Raw genomic sequence first — 19,690 nt, 5'->3', positions numbered from 1 at the left:
CAAAATATTTAAAAAATAAAAAAACTCGTCCCTCTCTTTGTCAGAAAGGGACGAGAGAATTCGTATCTCCCGCGGTACCACCCACATTAGTGATTACACTCGGCTCTTGCTTCCTTAACGCGGAAAGGCACGGCACGCGCTATTTCACGCGGGCAGACTCAGAAGGCGAGTTCAATTTGCTTTCCTACTAGCTCCCACCAACCGCTAGCTCTCTAAAAAGAACCACAAATTTACTATTCCTAAATCACTGTCTTTACAAGTATTGCATTTATTCTAATGGAAAGTACTGAAAAGCACAAGACTTTGTTTACATACTACCCATTTTTGAACAATTCAATGCCTATTTGTGAAACTGCAGCTATTTTAAACTACGAGAAAGTTCCGTAAAAATAACTCCTAGCGCATAAGCACCAGCATCCGGATAGCCTAGGCTTCTTTCACCAACTGTACCAGCGCGACCCATTCGAGCAACGATTTCTTTTGTATATTCCGCTCCTTTAACAGCAGCCTCTGCCCCTTTGTCAAAGGCAGTTTTAAAATCCGCACAAGCAAAAGCGCTTTCTGTCCAAACATTTACACAAGGTACTAGTGCATCTACAAGCGTTTTATCGCCTACCTCTGCCCCTCTTCCGAAAGAGCGCTCACCGATAGACTGTATGCCTTTAAGCGCAGCTTGTAACATTTCAGCAAACTCTCCGACCGTTAATTCAATTTTTCCTTCTACAGTTTTACCCGCAGCTCGGAAAGCCCCTCCCCAAATGGGTCCAGAAGCGCCTCCACAATGCTCCATAATCACCATAGAACACGCATCAAGGAAAGTCCCAATATTTAAATGTTCCTGACCTAGAATCGAGCCCCATTCTCGTTTTAATTGCTTAAATCCTTTAGCGACGCTCATTCCGAAATCGCCATCACCTGCATGTGTATCTAATTCGCAGAAAGGTACTTCGTTCTTGATAATAATTTCGCTCATTTTATCTACGAGATAAATCATATTATTTAATGTGATGACCTCACTCTTGATAATAGCGTGCTCTTCCACTGTTTCCGTCTCAAAGAAAACTCGTTTCTCTTCTATATTGTCATTAATATCTACATATTCTACACTATCAACTGGTCCCTCTACCTTAAATGCAGGTGTATTACATTCTTTCGATAGTAATGTTTTCAGCTCATTATCTAGTTTCATTACTGTTAGAGAAATCCCGGCCATATCAATACTAGTCATGTAATTGCCGACAAACGTTCTATTAATTCGTATATTTCTTTTACTTAACTCTCTAGTAACGGCATTGTTATACAGATAAAGTTCTTGAAGCGGTGTACCGCCAAAGCCATTTACTAAAACAGCAATTTCAACACCTTTATCTAATCCTAAATCTTTCACAAGGTCATTTGTCATACGAATAGCTAATTCATCTGCTGCCATAACTTTTTCACGTTTTCTCCCGGGCTCTCCATGAATACCGACGCCATATTCCATCTCATCTTCACCTAATTTAAAAGTCGGTGATCCACTAGCCGGAACCGTACAGGAAGTTAGTGCTAGACCAATTGTTCGAACATTTGCCGCCGCTTTTTCCGCAACAGCTTTCACCTGCATCAAATTCATACCTTCTTCTGCTGCCGCACCAGCGATTTTATGCACTAACACAACCCCCGCAACGCCGCGTCTTCCTACTGTATAAAGACTATCCTCTACTGCAATATCATCATTTACGCGAACGTACTCTACTCGAATACCATCCTCAGTAGCTAAGTAGGCACCATTTTTAAAGTTCATAATATCTCCGCTGTAATTTTTAATAATAAGCAGTGTACCTTTTTTGCTGGCTGTCGCTTTAATGGCTTGATAAACCTGTATTTGCGAAGGAGAAGCAAATACGTCACCGCATACTGCAGCATCAAGCATTCCTTTCCCTACCAATCCCGCATGTGCCGGTTCATGTCCACTACCGCCACCACTAATTAAAGTTACCTTATTTTCATTCATTTCTTTTTTCTTAATTATTTTATATTTTTTTAACAACTCAAGTTCCGGATGAGCCATTACCATCCCATTGCACATTTCCATAACGAGTGTTTCAGGTTGATTCATAATTTTTTTCATTTTTATTCCTCCCCTGTAAGTTTGGTTACATTCTTCGCAGCCTATTCCTATCCATACTTCTATAATTATTCATAGGAGATTTCTGCTATGATATGATTTCTATTATTTGAAAGCATATTCTTATTAATTATAGCAAAATGAAAGCGCTTTATCTCAGAAGGACAAAATGAACGATTTGTCTAAAGACACTAGGCTTTTTTATGTTGTAGAGATGATCATCATAACCTCTTAAACAGTTATTCCCACCTAACTTCTACGTTTTCGTAGAAGTTAGGTGGGAGACTTGTACCTGTTGCTTCGCTTTCGGTGAGAATAAATTACTGCCCGTTAACACGGGATAATTTCTGACATTCACGAAAAGCAAAATGCTTACATCCAATACATTTATTTGTATCTAAATAACTTAAAGCCTTATTAATCGCTTCTCCTGTACGCTGATAGAAATTATCTTCACCAATTTCAGCATATAAACCATTTTTTTGTAGTGCTAATTTCACTTCATCTTGCACACCTGTAACTAAAATAGTGCCACCCTGAGCTTTAAAATTCCGGATGACATTACCAAAATATGTCTCACCTGTCGTATCCAAAAAGGGCACTTTACTCATACGTAATATCAAAACTTTTTGTTGTTGTTGAATGGAACTTACAATTGCCTCCTCAAAAGTTTGAGCTGCACCAAAGAAAAGAGGACCTTCAATTGTATAAATACTAATTTGTGGACAGTCACGTTTCTGATGAACAACATGTGATTGTACCTTCCCACTTTCTTTCGAATGATCCGGTAACACTTTTGTTACTACAAGCTTTTCGCTCATACGCTTCGCAAATAATACGACCGCTAACACAAGTCCAACCTCTACAGCTAATGTTAAGCTTGTAAAAACAGTCAGTAAAAACGTAATCATTAAAACGAGGGAATCGCCAGATTTTAATTTAACAATATGCGCAAAATGCTTTTGCTCACTCATATTCCAAGCCACCACCATTAAAACTGGAGCCATACTTGCTAAAGGAATATGTGAAGCAAAGGGCGCTAGTATTAATAAAGTGACTAAGACAAATACACCGTGAATAACCCCTGATATTGGTGATACGGCACCTGTTTTAATATTTGTTGCAGTTCGAGCAATAGCCCCTGTCGCAGGGATTCCTCCAAAGAAAGGAGTGACGATATTAGCAATTCCTTGACCAACAAGTTCTCGATTACTATTATGTTTTGTATTTGTCATACCATCTGCTACTACTGCCGATAGAAGTGATTCAATGCCACCTAACATGGCGATCACAAAGGCTGGTCCAATAAGTAGCTGAATTCGCTCTAATGTGATATCTGGAATTGCAAAATTCGGTATTGTATTTGGAATTTGACCATAGGCTGTTGCGATTGTGGCAACTTGTTCAGAAAAAAAGAACGTTGCAACTAATGTAGAAACAACAATGCCTGCTAACGCCCCTGGAACTTTGGGTAAAACTTTAGGTGTTATTAAAATAATGATGAGACTAATGATTGCCGTTAAAACACTATAAAAGTTTGTTGTGCCAATATGCATAACAATTTCTTTTACATTGTCAATAAAATACTCATGTCTTTTAATATTAGTCAAACCTAAGAAATTAGCGATTTGGCCTGTAAAAATAATAACTGCAATTCCTGCTGTAAATCCTATTGTCACGGGACGCGGGATAAATTTTATTAATGAGCCAAGTTTAAATATCCCCATTAAGCACAAAATAATTCCGGCCATTAATCCAGCGATTAGTAAGTTTTCATAACCATACGAAATGACTACCCCTAGCAGAATTGGCACAAACGCACCTGTAGGTCCCCCGATTTGATATTTCGAACCACCCAAAAGAGAAATAAGTATTCCAGCAATAAAAGCTGTATATATTCCATACTCAGGCTTAACACCTGACGCAATAGCAAAGGACATTGCCAGCGGTATTGCCACAATCCCGACAATGACCCCTGATATTAAATCTTTTTTCAAATGATGAACTGAATATCCTTCATATCGTCCTGTAAACAGTGACTTCATCTATAAATCTTCCCTTCAAAATAATAAGCAAGGTAAATGTTTCATAAGAACACAGTCTACAAAATTTACATATCCTCTTCATTATTTTCGTTAATAGTCATTTCTTCTAATCTTGAAATTGTATTTATCAAATGATTGTTGAAAATATCCTTTGCAACACCAAGTAATTCCCCAATCATCGGATCGCTTAAAGAATAGTAAACTCTTTTCCCCTCTTTCGTCCCATGCACAATATTTTTGGCTCGTAATACACTTAATTGCTGAGAAACAGCTGAGCCCTCTTTTTCTAAGCAGCTTTGAATTTCATTGACATTTTTTTTACCATCTACTAGTAATTCTAGAATTCTGATTCGTAATGGATGTGCTAAAGCTTTAAAAAAATCTGCCTTAAATTGCTGCAAGCTCTCTTCCACATAAACCCCTCCAAGGAACTTCATTTTCATATATTCAAATATTTGAATATGTATGATTGATTGTACGCCACAATTTGTTGACTTTCAATATCAACTATTAAAAAACGAGCAAAAAACGTGTTTCCCACACATTTTTTGCTCGTTTTGAAAATATTTTTGTTAAATTTAACTATTAATCTGTCACTGTTTTCTTGTTTCGTAAAGGATAATCATAGATAAGGCATGGAATAATCGCAAACAATACAATAATTACTAGGATTAATACGAGAGCAATCATGCCAAACTGATCAACCATAATACCACCAAATAGAGGGCCAATCATACGACCTGTAGTTGCCGCACTATTAATAATCCCTTGATAAAAACCCTGACGCCCTTTTGGTGCAAGCTGATTGGCGATGGTAGGTAAAGCAGGCGTATAAAACATTTCACCAAAAGTTAGCACAACCATTGCTGCTCCAAACATTTTAAAATCACTCGCAAATGCAATGATGCCAAAGGATATTGCGATCAGGATAACGCCAAAAACTAATTGACGCTTCAATTTGTTTTCCCAACGTTTCACTAGCGGCGCAATTAGCGGTTGCCCTAAAACGATAAGTAGGCCATTAATTGTCCAAAGTAAGCTGTACTGTTTCAACCCTAATCCTAGATCTTGCGTATAGGAAGAAATAGTCGCACTCCATTGTGAATAAGCTAGCCAGCATAACACAGAGGATGAACTAATAATTAATAATGCATAAAACGGTGCTTTATTAATAATTCGCTTACTTTCACTCACAACATTCTTCGGTGCAATGCTTCCCTCTTCTAATCGTTTAAAAGTAAAAAACGCTATAAAAAAGAACAATATATACATAGCTAAGTTGACAATGAAGACGTAGTCAAATTTGTAATCAGCAACAACGCCAGCAAGTGCAGGACCAATCGCCACTCCTACATTTTGAGCTAAATAAATTGCGTTAAAAGCCTTTCGTCCGCCCTCAGGCCACGCAGTTCCAGCTAAAGCAAACATTCCTGGGAAGACAATACCCCCACTAAAGCCAAGTATCGTTAAAATCCACACATAATGTGGCCAGTCGTGCCAAATCGTTAAAGCAACTAATGAGGAAATTGTCAAAAGAATGCCCAACATTGTTGATTTATAGCCACCTATTCTATCAAATAAATAACCACCTAAGAGATTTCCTAATACGCCGGCAGCAGAATTCAACATCAACACAAAGCCTGCCATCGCAAGTGATTTCCCTAAATAATCGTGCATATAAATGGCGTTTAAAGGCCATAAAAACGAGTTGCCTGTTGTGTTCACAAACATTCCGATAATTAAAAACCAAACACTTTTTGGCATAGAACGACCTCCATTGTTTCGCTACTCTAAATAGTTAGTTTATGTTGAAAAATACAAAAGCACAAGAAAAATAAATTTACTCTTTTTACTTAGGCTTTAGAATAGTGATAGGTTTCGTTCGGTACTCCTCATGATTTGCTCCAGTCATTCACATAAATCATGACGGAAGCACCAGCACGTGATAAAATATAACGTTAGAGGAGTGAAATAAATGACAGAGACAAACTTTCCTTTTCCTTCAGATGGGAAAAGATATTATACATGGAATCGCTATTTACGTGAGCAATTTGGTCATAAAGTTTTTAAAGTAGCACTAGACGCAGGCTTTGACTGCCCAAATCGTGATGGTACTGTTGCCTTCGGAGGTTGTACGTTTTGTAGTGCAGCAGGTTCAGGTGATTTTGCAGGCAATAAAGTTGATACTATCGAGGTACAATTTGCTGAAATCAGTAACAAAATGCATCAAAAATGGAAGGATGGCAAATATATGGCCTACTTCCAGGCATATACAAATACACATGCACCACTTCCTGTATTAAAGGAAAAATTTGAAGCTGCGTTGGCTCAAGAGGGAGTTGTTGGATTATCCATCGCAACGCGCCCAGATTGTCTGCCAGATGATGTAGTTGAATATTTAGCTGAATTAAACGAGCGTACCTATTTATGGATTGAGCTCGGACTTCAGACTGTGCATGAAAAAACAGCAAATCTTATCAACCGCGCCCACGATTATGCAACATATGTGGAAGGTGTTAACAAGCTACGAAAGCATGGTATTCGCGTATGCTCGCACATTATTAATGGTCTTCCTCTTGAAGACTATGACATGATGATGGAAACTGCTCGTGAAGTCGCAAAACTTGATGTACAAGGCATTAAAATTCATTTACTACACCTTTTAAAAGGTACGCCAATGGTTAAGCAATATGAAAAGGGCATGTTAGAATTTTTAGATCAAGACGTTTATACAAAGCTTGTAGCAGATCAACTTGAAATTCTACCACCGGATATGGTTATTCACCGTATCACAGGCGATGGACCAATTGATTTAATGATTGGCCCAATGTGGAGTGTTAATAAATGGGAAGTATTAAATGGCATTGATGCAGAACTTGAACGACGTGGAAGCTGGCAAGGGAAATTTTATCGAGCTGAGGCTGCCAAATGAAGCTACAACGTGTTTTACAATATGCACAACAGCTACTAACAGATACAGTTGAAGAGGGAGACACTGCAGTGGATGCCACAGCGGGTAACGGCCACGACGCATTGTTTTTAGCACAGCTTGTCGGCGATGAAGGTCAAGTGTACGCATTTGATGTTCAAAAGAGCGCTGTTGATGCAACTCTCCACCGCCTTTTAGATCATGGCTTAGAGCACCGTGCACTTGTTTTGCATAGAGGGCATGAAGAAGTAGCCAACTATGTACACAAGCCGGTAGCTGCTGCAATTTTCAATCTTGGGTATTTGCCTGGTAGTAATCACGACATCGTTACACAGCCAAATACAACGATACAAGCGATTGAAGATTTGCTAAAGCTACTCAAAATCGGTGGTCTTATTGTCCTTGTCATTTATCACGGTCATCCGGGTGGTAAGGAAGAACGGGATGCAGTGATAGAATATGTCAGTCAACTTCCCCAAAAATATGTACATGTATTAAAATACGAGTTTCTAAATCAACAAAATGATCCACCCTTTGTGATAGCTTTGGAGAAAATGAAAGATTACTCGTTAAGTTAATTAAACCTTTCGATATAAGGCGTGATTCCGATAGAACATTGGAATCTGCCTTTTAATTTTGAAAAGAAAATATCCCCCGATGGCGCGGGGGATAGGGAGGAGTACTTAATTATTACTTTCATGTCAAATTACCTTAATTAACTTAGCTTAGTTAGATTTTAAAAGTGTTTGTTGTTTCATTGCATCCACATATCGTTGATTGACTTTATCCCAATCGACAGTATTCCACCAATTCGTAACAAATTCAGGTCGGCGATTTTGATATTTCAAATAATATGCATGTTCCCATACATCAATAACGAGTAGAGGAATTTTCCCTTCTTTTAAAGGTGTGTCTTGGTTAGCTGTACTCATAATGGTTAATTGTTCGCCATCAAGCACTAGCCAGCCATACCCACTTCCAAAGCGGGTAATTGCTGCTTTAGAAAGCTGATCCTGAAAATTATCAAACGTTTTAAAATAATAATCAATCGCCTTTCCCATATCTGCATTCGCTTTGCCACCACCACAGGGACTCATCAATTCCCAAAACAAACTGTGGCAATAGTGACCTCCACCATTATTTTGTACAGCTGTTTGAATGTCAGCTGGAAGTACATCAAGATTGCGTAATAAATCTTCTAATGACATATTTAGTAAATCCTTATGACCTTCTAAGACCGCATTTAAATTATTTACATACGTAGCATGATGCTTAGAATGATGAATTTCTAACGTTCTAGCATCAATATAAGGCTCCAACTGATCATAATCATATGATAGTTTCGGTAAATGGAACACAGTCATTTTTTCACCTCCTCCCAAAATGTTTCTCAAAGGAAAGATAATTTCCTTAAAACAAAATATACCTTCTTTTTCTATTGCAGTCAACAGAAAATTTATTTTCTTTTTATAAAATCAAAAAAGCTATCTAATAGAATATTAAAATCTATTAGATAGCTTTCTCTTTTTTATCTATTTATTTTTACGTTTTTCATTATAGTCTACCCAGAAATCTGCTCCTTTAATTCCTAGTTTACGAGGATCAAAAACAGGATCTTTTCCTTCTTTTTTCTGTTTCTCATAGTCCTTTAAAGCGACTATAGCAGGCTTCATAATAATTAATATCGCTAAAACGTTAATCCAAACCATTAGACCTAGCCCAACATCCCCCATTGCCCAAGCAAGATCGGATGTACGGATTGTACCGTAAAATGAAGAAATTAAAATTGCGAATTTAGCTAGCCATATGACGACTTTTTCTGTACCTCCTGAGAATAAATAAGCCACATTCGTTTCTGCAATGTAGTAGTATGCCATAATTGTCGTAAAAGCAAAGAAGAATAAGGCAATCGCTACGAATGGTCCACCAAAACCTGGTAGTGAAGAGTCAACTGCATATTGTGTGAATGCTGCGCCTTCTTTAATACTTTTCGCAAATGTGATTTGTTCTTCTCCAGTTAATCCGCCTTTGTTGAAATCGCCAACATAAACAAATGAATCAGTACCCGCTTTTTCATCGTGTACATTATACATACCAGTAAATAAAATCATAAATGCTGTAGCTGAACAGATTAATAGCGTATCAATATACACTGAAGCTGCTTGAACGATACCTTGTTTAGCAGGGTGTGATACTTCTGCTGCCGCTGCCGGATGCGCACCTGTCCCCTGACCTGCTTCATTTGAATAAATACCTCGTTTAACCCCCCATGCAATAGCGGAGCCAATAATACCACCAAAGATTTCTTGCGCTCCAAATGCGCTAGAAAAAATTAATGAAAATACAGCTGGTACTTCTTTAATATTCATTACAATAATAATGATGGCCATCAGAATATATGCTAATGCCATAAACGGTACAATGACTTGTGCAGCATTGGCAATCCATTTTATACCACCGATAATAATAGTACCTAATAGTACGACAATAATAAGTCCTGTTATCCAAGTCTTAACATCGAAAGCGTTTTCAACTGCTGTCGCAATTGCATTCGATTGAACACCTGGCATCAAAATTAACATGGCAACTAATGCGGCAACAGCGAAAATAACTGCAAACCACTTTTGCCCCATTCCTTTTTCTATGTAAAAAGCTGGCCCGCCACGATATTCTGTGTCTTTCTCTTCTTTATAAATTTGAGCCAACGTCGACTCCACGTAAGCAGTTGCCGCACCGATAAAGGCGATTGCCCACATCCAAAAAACAGCACCAGGTCCCCCCATCCCGATTGCTGTAGCAGTACCGGCAATATTACCTGTACCTACTCGACCAGATAATGCAATAGACATCGCTTGGAAAGAGGAAATCCCCTTCTCCGATTTTTCGCCTTTAAACATTAAAACAAACATATCTTTAATGTGTCTTACTTGTAGGAACCGTGTAATGATTGAAAAGAAGAGCCCAATTAACAAAATGCCATAAATAAACCATGGTCCCCACAAAATCTCATTAATTTTCCCAACAATTGTTTCCATTTTACCCCTCCAATTTGAAAAGCATCACTTTAAGTCATTATAGTATTACACTTTTCAGAAAATTACAACATTATATTTAAGTAACAAAAAGTTAGTAATTTTTCTAGTTAATTGGAGAGGAAATTCACTATTCAATTATATAGCCAATTCTTCGAAGAGCATTATTAATAAAATCACGTATATAAACAAAAATCTCGTCACGCTCTACTTCATGAAATAGATTATGATAACAGTTTGCCCATTCTTTGAATTGAAACTCTGTAAATTCCATCTGATAAAGCCAATTCCTTGTTTGTTTAGTTTCAGTAATGTTATCTTTTTCAGCTGTCATAACTAACATAGGCCTATTTGGGAATTCAGCCTTAGGCAATAACACTAAATTGCGCATCATTTGTTGTAGCTCGCGATACCATTTCACTGAAACAACGGATGAAAAAGGAACTTCATCCTTCATCTCATCTCTACCTTCTATACTGCGCGTTAATGATTCTAATGTAATTTCATGGGTCAGTTTCACATTGGCAGTCAAGGCACTTAAACTAGTTAAAGCATTTGAGAGTTTACCTGGCAATAGCTTTAAATGAAGCCATGGTGAAGTTAAAATAATTCCTGCACATTCATATTTTCGTTTTTGCATGGTATGTAGTAATAGAGTCGCGCCAAGCCCATGTCCTATTAAAATGACAGGTAAATTATACGAAAATGCATTCTCGATTAAATTCCTTGTATATTTGTTGTATTCTTTAAAATCTTCATCGTGAATTTTTGAATATCCTACATTTACTCCATGATTAGGTAAATCCCCCATGACTATGTGGAAGCCTTCCAATCTAAGTTTTTCTATAAGCCATGCATACCAACGGTGATTTTCATATGCACCATGAAGAATAGCAACCACAGCCTTTGCTTGTCCATCAGCTTCCCATTTCCACATTTCACATAGTCCTCCTAAAAAAATAATTACACAATGATTATATCGGAATATCTAGATCATTTTAATTTTATATTTCCATCATGTTGCGTATTTGATACGATAATATTACATCATAGAAAGAAAAGAGGCGATACTCATGATCTATCCATTTAAAGGTAAAAAACCCAATATCGATCCTTCTGTTTTCATTGCTGATTATGCAACAGTTACTGGCGACGTTACAATAGGTGCTGAAACAACAATTTGGTTTAACACAGTTATTCGAGGAGATGTATCACCAACAATTATAGGAAAAAGAGTTAGTATTCAAGACCTCTGTTGCTTACATCAAAGCCCTAAATATCCACTAATTATTGAAGATGAAGTAACAGTAGGACATCAAGTAACTTTACATAGCTGTACGATTCGAAAAAAAGCCTTAATAGGTATGGGCTCTATAGTATTAGACGGAGCGGAGATTGGAGAGGGTGCATTCATTGGGGCGGGTAGTCTAGTTCCTCCAGGCAAAGTAATTCCTCCAAATAGCTTAGCACTAGGCCGTCCTGCAAAAGTTGTAAGAGAATTAAATGATGAAGATAAAGAAGATATGGAACGCATCATACGTGAATATGTAGAAAAGGGTCAATACTATAAATCTCTTCAACTAAAAAATTAATTTAACTAAATCAAAGCAGCTCCACGTTTTCTTGGGTAACCGAGCCCCCCATGATTATGATTAGGAGCTTATTTTTTTCGTTAAAAACAGTGAAAGGGGCTATAAGAATATTGAGCCCCTTTCTGTAATAGTATTTTAAAATATTTTTCCAGACACTTCATTGCTTTAGCTGAATAGTTTATAAACCTGCTTTTTCTTTTAATGCGTCAGCTTTGTCTGTTTGTTCCCAAGGTACATTTAAATCTGTACGACCGAAGTGACCATATGCGGCAGTTTGCTTATAAATAGGACGACGAAGGTTAAGCATTTTAATAATCCCCGCTGGGCGTAGATCAAATAGCTCGCGTACCCATTTTACAATTTCACTTTCCGTAACTTTTCCTGTTCCAAATGTATCAACAGCAATAGATACAGGTTGAGCAACACCAATCGCATAAGCTAGTTGTACTTCAGCTCGATCAGCTAAACCAGCAGCTACGATATTTTTCGCCACATAGCGTGCTGCATATGCCGCTGAACGGTCTACCTTAGTTGCATCCTTACCTGAGAAAGCACCTCCACCATGACGTGCATAGCCACCGTATGTATCAACGATGATTTTACGTCCAGTTAAACCAGCATCCCCTTTAGGACCACCAATTACGAATCGGCCAGTTGGGTTGATGAAATATTTAGTATCGGCATCTAGTAATTCACTTGGAACAACTGGAGTAATAACGAATTCTTTTAAGTCTGCTTGAATTTGCTCAAGTGTAGCTTCTTCATCATGCTGTGTTGAAATGACAATCGTATCAACGCGTACTGGTACATTGTTTTCATCATATTCAACCGTTACTTGCGTTTTTCCATCTGGGCGTAAATATGCTAATTCACCAGATTTACGTACTTCCGTTAAACGACGAGCTAATTTATGCGCTAAACTAATTGGTAATGGCATAAGCTCTGGCGTTTCGTTACATGCATAACCGAACATTAAACCTTGGTCACCTGCACCAATTGCTTCAATGTCAGCGTCTGTCATAGAGCCTTCACGCGCCTCTAATGCTTGGTCAACACCTTGGGCAATATCAGGTGATTGCTCGCCAATCGCAACAAGTACTGCTAGGTTTTCAGCATCAAAGCCGTATTTCCCACGTGTATAACCGATTTCTGCTACAGTATCACGAACGATACCTTTAATATCTACATAAGTAGAAGTAGTAATTTCTCCTGCTACTAACGCTAAGCCTGTTGTTACTGTTGTTTCACACGCTACACGCGCGTTTGGATCTTCTGCTAAAATAGCATCTAAAATGGCATCCGAGATTTGGTCACAAATTTTGTCTGGATGTCCTTCTGTTACACTCTCTGATGTAAACAGTCGACGGTTTGTCATTTGATTTTCCTCCTATTACTTTTACAAATAATATTTGCGAATTAATACGGTACTCATTACCCATGTCAAGTTCGCCCCTAAGGATTGAACTCTCAAGCCGTTGTTGCTGTCGTTGCACTTTCGCACAGTAAACATTTGTTGCTGTCACTACGCTTTCGCACAAATAAACAGCTGATGCTTTTAACACGAGGATTTTCGAAAGATCCGTCATTATAATAAGGAAAGGACTGTATACTTTCCTTTAATTCGTTTTTAACAATAAAAAAATCCTTTTCTCACGCTTACTTAACATGAGGAAAGGAATAATGACTTCGTAACCTTTCACTCTTATCGTTCAAGGGAGTTTCCCCTTGCATCAGATTGGCACCAGCGCATGTCGTGAAATAGTTCATGCAGGTTGCCGGGTTTCACAGGGCCTGACCCTCCACCAGCTCGGGATAAGAGTATCCGTTCAATATCTCATAATACGTAAATGGTCGAACATTGTCAAATATTTTTATCTTCTTTCAGCGAGTGTCTTCTCTGGCGAAAGCATGCTGTGGCATAATTGGTTGTATTCAAAGAAAGTATGGGATTTATACAGAAAGGAATTTGGGTTATGCTGTAAATTAAAACAAAATAATCCCTACTCTCCACCTCACATCATGTGTTAACATATGTGTAACCCTTTACAGTACATTTTGCAGCAAAAGCAAAGCGTTAGCTACAAAACATGTGGTGGATGAATATGATTATAGCCCCTTTTTAGTCGAAGACAAGCTCCAACTATAAAAAACAAGCTAAAACTTCACATCCTGTGCGAACCCCATGTTAGCCAAAAGCTTCCAAACACAATTTTGCTGTGTCGAAAGTGAATGTGTGATCACTTATAAATAGGGTAAAAAGCATTATAAAAACGAATCAATTTACTTTTTGTCGTTTTCTTGAAAAGTAATAAAATCTGAAAAATAATTTCTGAATTAGTATAGATTATTTAAGCAATTGTGTTATACTATTTTTGAAATTAAGAAAATCTCCCTCAGACTCAAGGGAATACTATAAAAAAGGATGGTATTTAATCGATGAATTCAGTAGAAATTGCAAACGAACTGAAGGAATTATTAAACGGCGGTAACATTAATGTTCAACTTTCAGTACCACAATTAGCTGAAAAAGCTACATCTCGTGGTGAAGCTATGTTAACAGTAGATGGCGCAGTTCGTGCAGAAACTGGCAAATACACTGGTCGTTCACCTAAAGATAAATATACGGTAGAAGAAGAGAGCACAAAGGATAAAATTGACTGGGGAAAAGTTAACCGACCAATTTCTTCTGAAGTGTTCGATAACTTATATGTAAAAGTAGTAAAATATTTAAAAGAACGTGAAGAATTATTCGTATTCAAAGGCTTTGCTGGTGCTGACAAAGATTCGCAATTAAGCATCCAAGTAATCAATGAATATGCTTGGCACAATCTTTTCGCTCATCAATTATTTATCCGTCCAACTGAAGAAGAATTGGCTTCTCATGTTGCTGACTTCACAGTTATCTCAGCTCCTAACTTTAAAGCAGATCCTGCTATTGATGGTACTGCTTCTGAAACATTCATCATTGTATCACTAGAAAAGAAAATTATCCTAATCGGTGGTACTGAATACGCTGGTGAAATCAAAAAATCTATTTTCGGTATTATGAACTACTTGTTACCACAACAAGGCATCCTTTCAATGCACTGCTCAGCAAACGTTGGTGAAGCTGGAGATGTTGCATTATTCTTCGGTTTATCTGGTACTGGTAAAACAACTTTATCAGCTGATCCTGACCGTAAGCTTATCGGTGACGATGAACACGGTTGGTCTGATAACGGTGTATTCAACATTGAGGGCGGTTGCTATGCAAAAACAATTAACCTTTCTGCTGAAAAAGAACCAGAAATCTACAACGCAATCCGCTTCGGTTCTGTTCTAGAAAACGTAGCTGTTGATCCAGAAACTCGAGTTTGTGACTATGATGATGGTTCATTAACAGAAAATACGCGTGTAGCTTATCCAATTCAATACATCGAAAATATTGTTGATCCATCTGTTGCAGGTCACCCAAAAACAATTATCTTCTTAACAGCTGATGCGTTTGGTGTATTACCTCCAATCAGTAAATTAACAAAAGAGCAAGCAATGTACCACTTCCTAAGCGGTTTCACATCTAAACTTGCTGGTACAGAACGTGGTGTAACAGAGCCAGAACCAGTATTCTCAACTTGCTTCGGTTCTCCATTCCTTCCACTTCCAGCAACAGTTTATGCTGAAATGTTAGGTCAAAAAATTGACGAGCACGGTGCACAAGTATTCTTAGTGAACACTGGTTGGACTGGTGGCGAATACGGTACTGGTAGCCGAATGAAGCTTTCTTACACTCGTGCAATGGTACGTGCTGCAATTGATGGCAAATTAACTGATGTTGAAACAATTCAAGATTCAGTATTCGGTTTAAACATTCCAACTTCTATTGAAGGTGTACCGACAGAAGTGCTTAATCCTCGTGATGCATGGGCAGACAAAGCTGCTTATGATAAAAAAGCTGCTGAACTTGCTGGTTTATTCAACGAAAACTTCAAGAAATTCTCAAATGTTTCTGAAGCTATCACTAAACTTGGCGGTCCATTAAAATAATTTACTAAGCAAAGGGAACGATTTCAGTCGTTCCCTTTTTTTTATTCCCTATTTTGAGAATTCTACTTTTCATATTAGTAACTTTGTGTATAATACATAATAGTAGTTTTAGGGGGATATATATGAAAAAAAAATATCAAGTGATTATTACCATTGTCAGTCTGCTATTAGTATTGTTTGTTGTGGCTGGATTTTTTGCAGGGAATTATTTTTATAATTTTGCCTTAAATCCTAATACTGATAAATCAGATGTGTTTAATGCTCCGCACAATTCTATTGCTGTTAGTCCTAAGGATGCTAAAGAAAAAGAAGAGAGCGAGAAGTGGTTTAAAGAGAATTACAAGGACTCTTACATACAGGCTTTCGATAATTTAAAATTACATGCCTATACACTTAAAAATACAAACGAAACAAATAAATGGGCAATTGTTTTCCATGGATATTCATCTGATGGCTCACAAATGACAAAGTATGCTAAGCATTTTTACGATACAGGCTACAATGTTCTCGTACCTGATGCAAGGGCTCATGGAAAAAGTGAGGGTGACTATATCGGTATGGGTTGGCATGATCGACTTGATGTAGTCTCTTGGATTAATAATGTGATCAGTTCTGATAAAAACGCTGAAATTATTTTGTATGGTGTTTCCATGGGAGGTGCTACAGTGATGATGGCCTCAGGAGAGGAGCTACCTGGCAATGTTAAGGCTATCATTGAGGATTGTGGTTATTCCTCAGTTTGGGATGAATTCTCCTATCAATTGCAAGAACTCTTTAAGTTACCTGAATTCCCCATTATGCAGTTTTCTTCAATTGTAACGAAGTTAAAAGCTGACTATACGCTTGGTGAAGCTGATAGCGTCAAGCAAGTAGCGAAATCGAAAACACCTATGCTATTCATTCATGGAAGTAATGATACATTTGTTCCATCTGATATGCTAGATAAAGTATACGAGGCTGCCAATGTACCGAAGGAGAAATTTATAGTTGAAGGTGCCGGACATAGCCTTGCAGAAAGCGTTGCTGGAGACTCTTACTGGAAAACTATTAATAACTTCTTAGCAAAATATACAGAGTAAATATCTTTTTCTACCGTACAGGTGCCTGATATTAAGCACCTGTACGGTTTTTTAATCTACCTGAGCAATTCTTCGGGCTTGCTGAGCAGTTTTTTCAAACAGAAAACGCCATTTTAAAAAAGAGTTATCAAAAAGGCGTTGATTTTCTAATTTTATCCTACGTTGGTTCAAAGCGTCATCTATTGACGTTTCATCCATTCACACAGTGCATGTACTGTTGCTCGATTTTCGGCCGGTGGAAACTGATGAGCATAGCGAAGATCATACCATGTTTCATATCTTTTATTAGCATCCTTTAAATAAAATTCTAATTGTCTCGCATGCTCAATATCTACATTTTCATCACGATAGCCATGAATAATAAGTACTGGAGCTGTAATGTGCTCTATCTCAAAAAGTGGTGTTCGAGCGTCATAAGCATCTGGTACACGATTAGGCGTCCCTCCAATAACCCGCTTCATCATCCTGCGCATATCTGTCCGCTCCCAATATGTAGCTGTTGCATCAGATACTCCTGCCCATGTCACAACAGATGTAATATCTCTACGTAAAATAGCAGTCCAAAGCGCCATAATGCCACCACGTGAAAAACCAAAAACATGAATATTATCATTGCAAAACTGTTTTAGCACGTCTACTGCGTATACAGCGTCATACCGATCAGCTCCTGCAAATTCATCTCGACCTTCTCCACCTCGATTGCCACGGTAATATGGAGCAAAAACGATAAAGCCTTGAGCTGCAAATTGCGCGACACGCGAAGGTCTAACCATGCCAATGCTTTGCATGCCTCCCCGTAAATATAAAAAGCCATCATATGTACCTTCTGCCTTAGGTTCCGCTAGTAATCCCTTCACACGTAAGCCATGTGACATATACGTGATTTCCGTTAAACGAATAGCTGGATTAGGCGAAGGATAAGGACGTTTTCCAACGATCTTACCATTGATCATAATGCTTCAACTCCTCCAGCATTTTCTGCATTCCTGCATCCTTCATATGAAAGCTTAAATTTGGATGATGAGCAAATTCTTCATCCGTTAGCCAAGTCATCCCTGAAGTTTCTAAATCAAATTCAATGTCCTCCTGCCCCGCAAACTGCGCGGTAAAGACCGTTTTACAAAATAAGATGTCATCATGAACGGCGTATTCTGCAAACCATCTAAGATTTTTCACATGAACACCAGTCTCCTCGAATACTTCCCTAATTGCTGCCTGCTCCAATGTTTCCCCAGGTTCTTGCTTTCCACCTGGAACCTCGACACCACGTCGTTTATGAATCGTACATAACCACTTATTTTCATGTTTTAATAAAACAAGTACATGCTTAGGCTCAGTGTCCAATTCATCTCTTTTAAAACTTAAATCCACTTGTAAACCATTTAAATCTGTAAATGTAAACATGCTCTTCAACTCCTTATTCTATATTTCATACACTGAGTCGAATCAGCGTTACCGTGATGACCTTTTATTTCACTATAGAGTATTCATGTATGTACAATCAACAGATAAAATCACTAATATTAACTTCCATTAAGCGGTGCGATAGGCGTCTATTAAGAAGTAATACGACATCTACTATTATGTTCATTCGATCTCAAACAATAACAGTGCCACAAATTGACGCCTAAAAACATGTGCTCTTCTCTTATGATAATGGTTAATCCGTCAAGAGAAATTAACTTTCATCAATAAAAAAGAGTCACTGATGTTTTTCAGTGACCCTACCTTTAGACACGTTTATTGAAATATGGAAGTTGTTCAACAAATGCCTTCGTATCCGCATCCCCATACTCATGAACAAGTGCATAGATTTTTTTTAATCGCAAATCAATTTCATCATTTTCTCTATCAAGATGATACTGTATATATGGCAATTGCGCACGCCACGCATTCGCGATTTCTAACATTTGCATTTGCTGAAAAATCTTTTCAAATACATCTAATGCTTGGCGATCTATGTTGAGTTCAAAGTTCCACTGTCCTGCATATGGATTTGTATAATACGTTCTATTGGCAAGTGAAAAATATACACGTTGACGATCCATCTCTACAAAACACTCCTTTTACTATAGTATGGTGGTAAAATGACTGTTTTATTCGCTGGAATGTCAAACTTCCTTCACAACTAAGTAAGATTATCTAATTTATAATAGAGAGTATGAATAAGGAACGGAGTGAATGCCATGAGTTTAATCACACTCTTCGTTGTAGCAGCAATCATCGTAATATTAGTAACGGTCGCGACTATTTTAAGTGTCAACCGTGCGTATGCTTTTAAACATACAGTCGATGATAAACCACAGCAAAGCTTTCATCAAGATGATGACTAGTTCATTTTGTACATTTTTTTAAGACATTCTTTTATAATATTATTAACAATAGAATTTGGGGTGAACGCAATGGGAGTACCATTACCAATAATCATTATGATCGCAATGATGATGCTTATGTTTGGCGTTTCTGTTATTGTCTTGTTGAAGAAAAAAAGCAATTTCTTTACACAAACTATCGATGCTAAGCCTAAGCAAATCAATGCTCAACAAAAGGATAAACAACTATGAAATATCCCTTTATATGGCTCATTAAGTTTTACAGAAAATTTATATCACCTATGACACCGCCATCCTGTCGCTTCCATCCTACATGCTCCTCCTATGGACTTGAAGCTTTTCAAAAACATGGTGCCATTAAAGGATTCTATTTAACAATTAAACGTATATCAAAATGCCATCCGTTCCATCCAGGTGGCTTTGATCCAGTACCTGAAAAATGGCCTTCGAAAAAGAATTAATTTTCGAGGGTCATTTTTTCTTGTGCTTTTTTCAAATGTGCGTTATTATAGAAATTGTTCAAAAAACAAATCGTAATGATTACTATTTG

General features: G+C 37.7%; 19 protein-coding genes, 1 riboswitch and 1 other annotated feature. Of the genes, 8 read left to right on the top strand and 11 right to left on the bottom strand.

What is annotated here, in order from left to right:
- Positions 1 to 43: 43 nt before the first annotated feature.
- Positions 44 to 257, bottom strand: a binding site (T-box leader).
- Positions 258 to 358: 101 nt separating this feature from the next.
- The 4 genes from dhaK to ACIPKN_RS00165 all read right to left on the bottom strand — a co-directional run bounded on the left by dhaK (position 359) and on the right by ACIPKN_RS00165 (position 5,916).
- Positions 359 to 2,110, bottom strand: a complete 1,752-nt coding sequence (dhaK, locus tag ACIPKN_RS00180; RefSeq protein ID WP_400932317.1) for a dihydroxyacetone kinase subunit DhaK — start codon at positions 2,108 to 2,110, stop codon at positions 359 to 361.
- A gap of 317 nt (positions 2,111 to 2,427) precedes the next feature.
- A complete protein-coding gene (locus ACIPKN_RS00175; RefSeq protein WP_400932315.1) occupies positions 2,428 to 4,152 on the bottom strand; it encodes a SulP family inorganic anion transporter in 1,725 nt (574 codons plus the stop codon).
- A gap of 65 nt (positions 4,153 to 4,217) precedes the next feature.
- Positions 4,218 to 4,565: an ArsR/SmtB family transcription factor gene (locus ACIPKN_RS00170; RefSeq protein ID WP_142510684.1), complete on the bottom strand. Its 348-nt coding sequence runs from the start codon at positions 4,563 to 4,565 to the stop codon at positions 4,218 to 4,220.
- Positions 4,566 to 4,737: 172 nt separating this feature from the next.
- Complete coding sequence (locus ACIPKN_RS00165; protein ID WP_400932311.1) at positions 4,738 to 5,916, bottom strand: MDR family MFS transporter; 1,179 nt, start codon at positions 5,914 to 5,916, stop codon at positions 4,738 to 4,740.
- Positions 5,917 to 6,127: 211 nt separating this feature from the next.
- Here ACIPKN_RS00165 and mnmL point away from each other — a divergent pair, with 211 nt between their 5' ends.
- A complete protein-coding gene (gene mnmL / locus ACIPKN_RS00160; protein WP_400932308.1) occupies positions 6,128 to 7,084 on the top strand; it encodes a tRNA modification radical SAM protein MnmL/YtqA in 957 nt (318 codons plus the stop codon).
- A complete protein-coding gene (mnmM, locus tag ACIPKN_RS00155) occupies positions 7,081 to 7,659 on the top strand; it encodes a tRNA 5-(aminomethyl)-2-thiouridylate-methyltransferase MnmM (RefSeq protein ID WP_400932305.1) in 579 nt (192 codons plus the stop codon). Before mnmL ends, mnmM begins: the two co-directional genes overlap by 4 nt.
- A 147-nt stretch (positions 7,660 to 7,806) precedes the next feature.
- On the opposite strand, the gene ACIPKN_RS00150 is transcribed toward mnmM, so the two are convergent.
- From ACIPKN_RS00150 to ACIPKN_RS00140, 3 genes are all read right to left on the bottom strand, one after another.
- Complete coding sequence (locus ACIPKN_RS00150; RefSeq protein WP_400932302.1) at positions 7,807 to 8,445, bottom strand: superoxide dismutase; 639 nt, start codon at positions 8,443 to 8,445, stop codon at positions 7,807 to 7,809.
- A gap of 168 nt (positions 8,446 to 8,613) precedes the next feature.
- Positions 8,614 to 10,116, bottom strand: coding sequence for an alanine/glycine:cation symporter family protein (locus ACIPKN_RS00145; RefSeq protein WP_400932299.1), 1,503 nt, complete (start codon positions 10,114 to 10,116; stop codon positions 8,614 to 8,616).
- Between the two features lie 127 nt (positions 10,117 to 10,243).
- A complete protein-coding gene (locus tag ACIPKN_RS00140; protein WP_132364588.1) occupies positions 10,244 to 11,050 on the bottom strand; it encodes an alpha/beta hydrolase in 807 nt (268 codons plus the stop codon).
- Positions 11,051 to 11,186: 136 nt separating this feature from the next.
- Here ACIPKN_RS00140 and ACIPKN_RS00135 point away from each other — a divergent pair, with 136 nt between their 5' ends.
- Positions 11,187 to 11,705 carry a gamma carbonic anhydrase gene (locus ACIPKN_RS00135; protein ID WP_400932296.1) on the top strand — a complete coding sequence of 173 codons (519 nt, stop codon included), beginning with the start codon at positions 11,187 to 11,189 and terminating at the stop codon, positions 11,703 to 11,705.
- A gap of 178 nt (positions 11,706 to 11,883) precedes the next feature.
- Here ACIPKN_RS00135 and metK read toward each other — a convergent pair whose 3' ends face one another.
- Positions 11,884 to 13,080: a methionine adenosyltransferase gene (metK, locus tag ACIPKN_RS00130; RefSeq protein ID WP_400932293.1), complete on the bottom strand. Its 1,197-nt coding sequence runs from the start codon at positions 13,078 to 13,080 to the stop codon at positions 11,884 to 11,886.
- 324 nt (positions 13,081 to 13,404) lie between these two features.
- Positions 13,405 to 13,524: riboswitch (SAM riboswitch) on the bottom strand.
- Positions 13,525 to 14,141: 617 nt separating this feature from the next.
- Here metK and pckA point away from each other — a divergent pair.
- Both pckA and ACIPKN_RS00120 read left to right on the top strand, forming a co-directional pair.
- Positions 14,142 to 15,728, top strand: a complete 1,587-nt coding sequence (pckA, locus tag ACIPKN_RS00125; protein ID WP_400932290.1) for a phosphoenolpyruvate carboxykinase (ATP) — start codon at positions 14,142 to 14,144, stop codon at positions 15,726 to 15,728.
- A gap of 122 nt (positions 15,729 to 15,850) precedes the next feature.
- Positions 15,851 to 16,807 (top strand): alpha/beta hydrolase, encoded by a 957-nt coding sequence (locus ACIPKN_RS00120; protein ID WP_400932287.1) that lies wholly within the window; start codon positions 15,851 to 15,853, stop codon positions 16,805 to 16,807.
- Between the two features lie 179 nt (positions 16,808 to 16,986).
- Here ACIPKN_RS00120 and ACIPKN_RS00115 read toward each other — a convergent pair whose 3' ends face one another.
- The 3 genes from ACIPKN_RS00115 to ACIPKN_RS00105 all read right to left on the bottom strand — a co-directional run bounded on the left by ACIPKN_RS00115 (position 16,987) and on the right by ACIPKN_RS00105 (position 18,855).
- The gene (locus tag ACIPKN_RS00115) at positions 16,987 to 17,763 is read right to left on the bottom strand and encodes an alpha/beta hydrolase family protein (RefSeq protein WP_142510674.1); all 777 of its coding nucleotides are present in this window, start codon (positions 17,761 to 17,763) and stop codon (positions 16,987 to 16,989) included.
- The gene (locus ACIPKN_RS00110) at positions 17,747 to 18,211 is read right to left on the bottom strand and encodes an NUDIX domain-containing protein (protein ID WP_400932284.1); all 465 of its coding nucleotides are present in this window, start codon (positions 18,209 to 18,211) and stop codon (positions 17,747 to 17,749) included. Before ACIPKN_RS00110 ends, ACIPKN_RS00115 begins: the two co-directional genes overlap by 17 nt.
- A gap of 326 nt (positions 18,212 to 18,537) precedes the next feature.
- The gene (locus tag ACIPKN_RS00105; protein WP_132364602.1) at positions 18,538 to 18,855 is read right to left on the bottom strand and encodes a transposase; all 318 of its coding nucleotides are present in this window, start codon (positions 18,853 to 18,855) and stop codon (positions 18,538 to 18,540) included.
- A gap of 138 nt (positions 18,856 to 18,993) precedes the next feature.
- Between ACIPKN_RS00105 and ytzI the strand changes: the two genes are divergently transcribed.
- The 3 genes from ytzI (at position 18,994) to yidD (ending at position 19,601) form a co-directional block, all read left to right on the top strand.
- The gene (ytzI, locus tag ACIPKN_RS00100) at positions 18,994 to 19,140 is read left to right on the top strand and encodes a YtzI protein (RefSeq protein WP_400932280.1); all 147 of its coding nucleotides are present in this window, start codon (positions 18,994 to 18,996) and stop codon (positions 19,138 to 19,140) included.
- Positions 19,141 to 19,209: 69 nt separating this feature from the next.
- Positions 19,210 to 19,371 carry a hypothetical protein gene (locus ACIPKN_RS00095; protein WP_248716946.1) on the top strand — a complete coding sequence of 54 codons (162 nt, stop codon included), beginning with the start codon at positions 19,210 to 19,212 and terminating at the stop codon, positions 19,369 to 19,371.
- Positions 19,368 to 19,601: a membrane protein insertion efficiency factor YidD gene (yidD, locus tag ACIPKN_RS00090; RefSeq protein WP_082172819.1), complete on the top strand. Its 234-nt coding sequence runs from the start codon at positions 19,368 to 19,370 to the stop codon at positions 19,599 to 19,601. The genes ACIPKN_RS00095 and yidD overlap by 4 nt, the downstream gene beginning before the upstream one ends.
- The last annotated feature ends 89 nt before the right edge of the window (positions 19,602 to 19,690 follow it).

The sequence above is a fragment of the Lysinibacillus sp. NPDC086135 genome, from assembly GCF_044746345.1.
Lineage (GTDB): Bacteria > Bacillota > Bacilli > Bacillales_A > Planococcaceae > Lysinibacillus.
The sequence above is the reverse complement of the archived record's forward strand: the minus strand, read 5'-3'. Positions and strand labels throughout refer to the sequence as shown.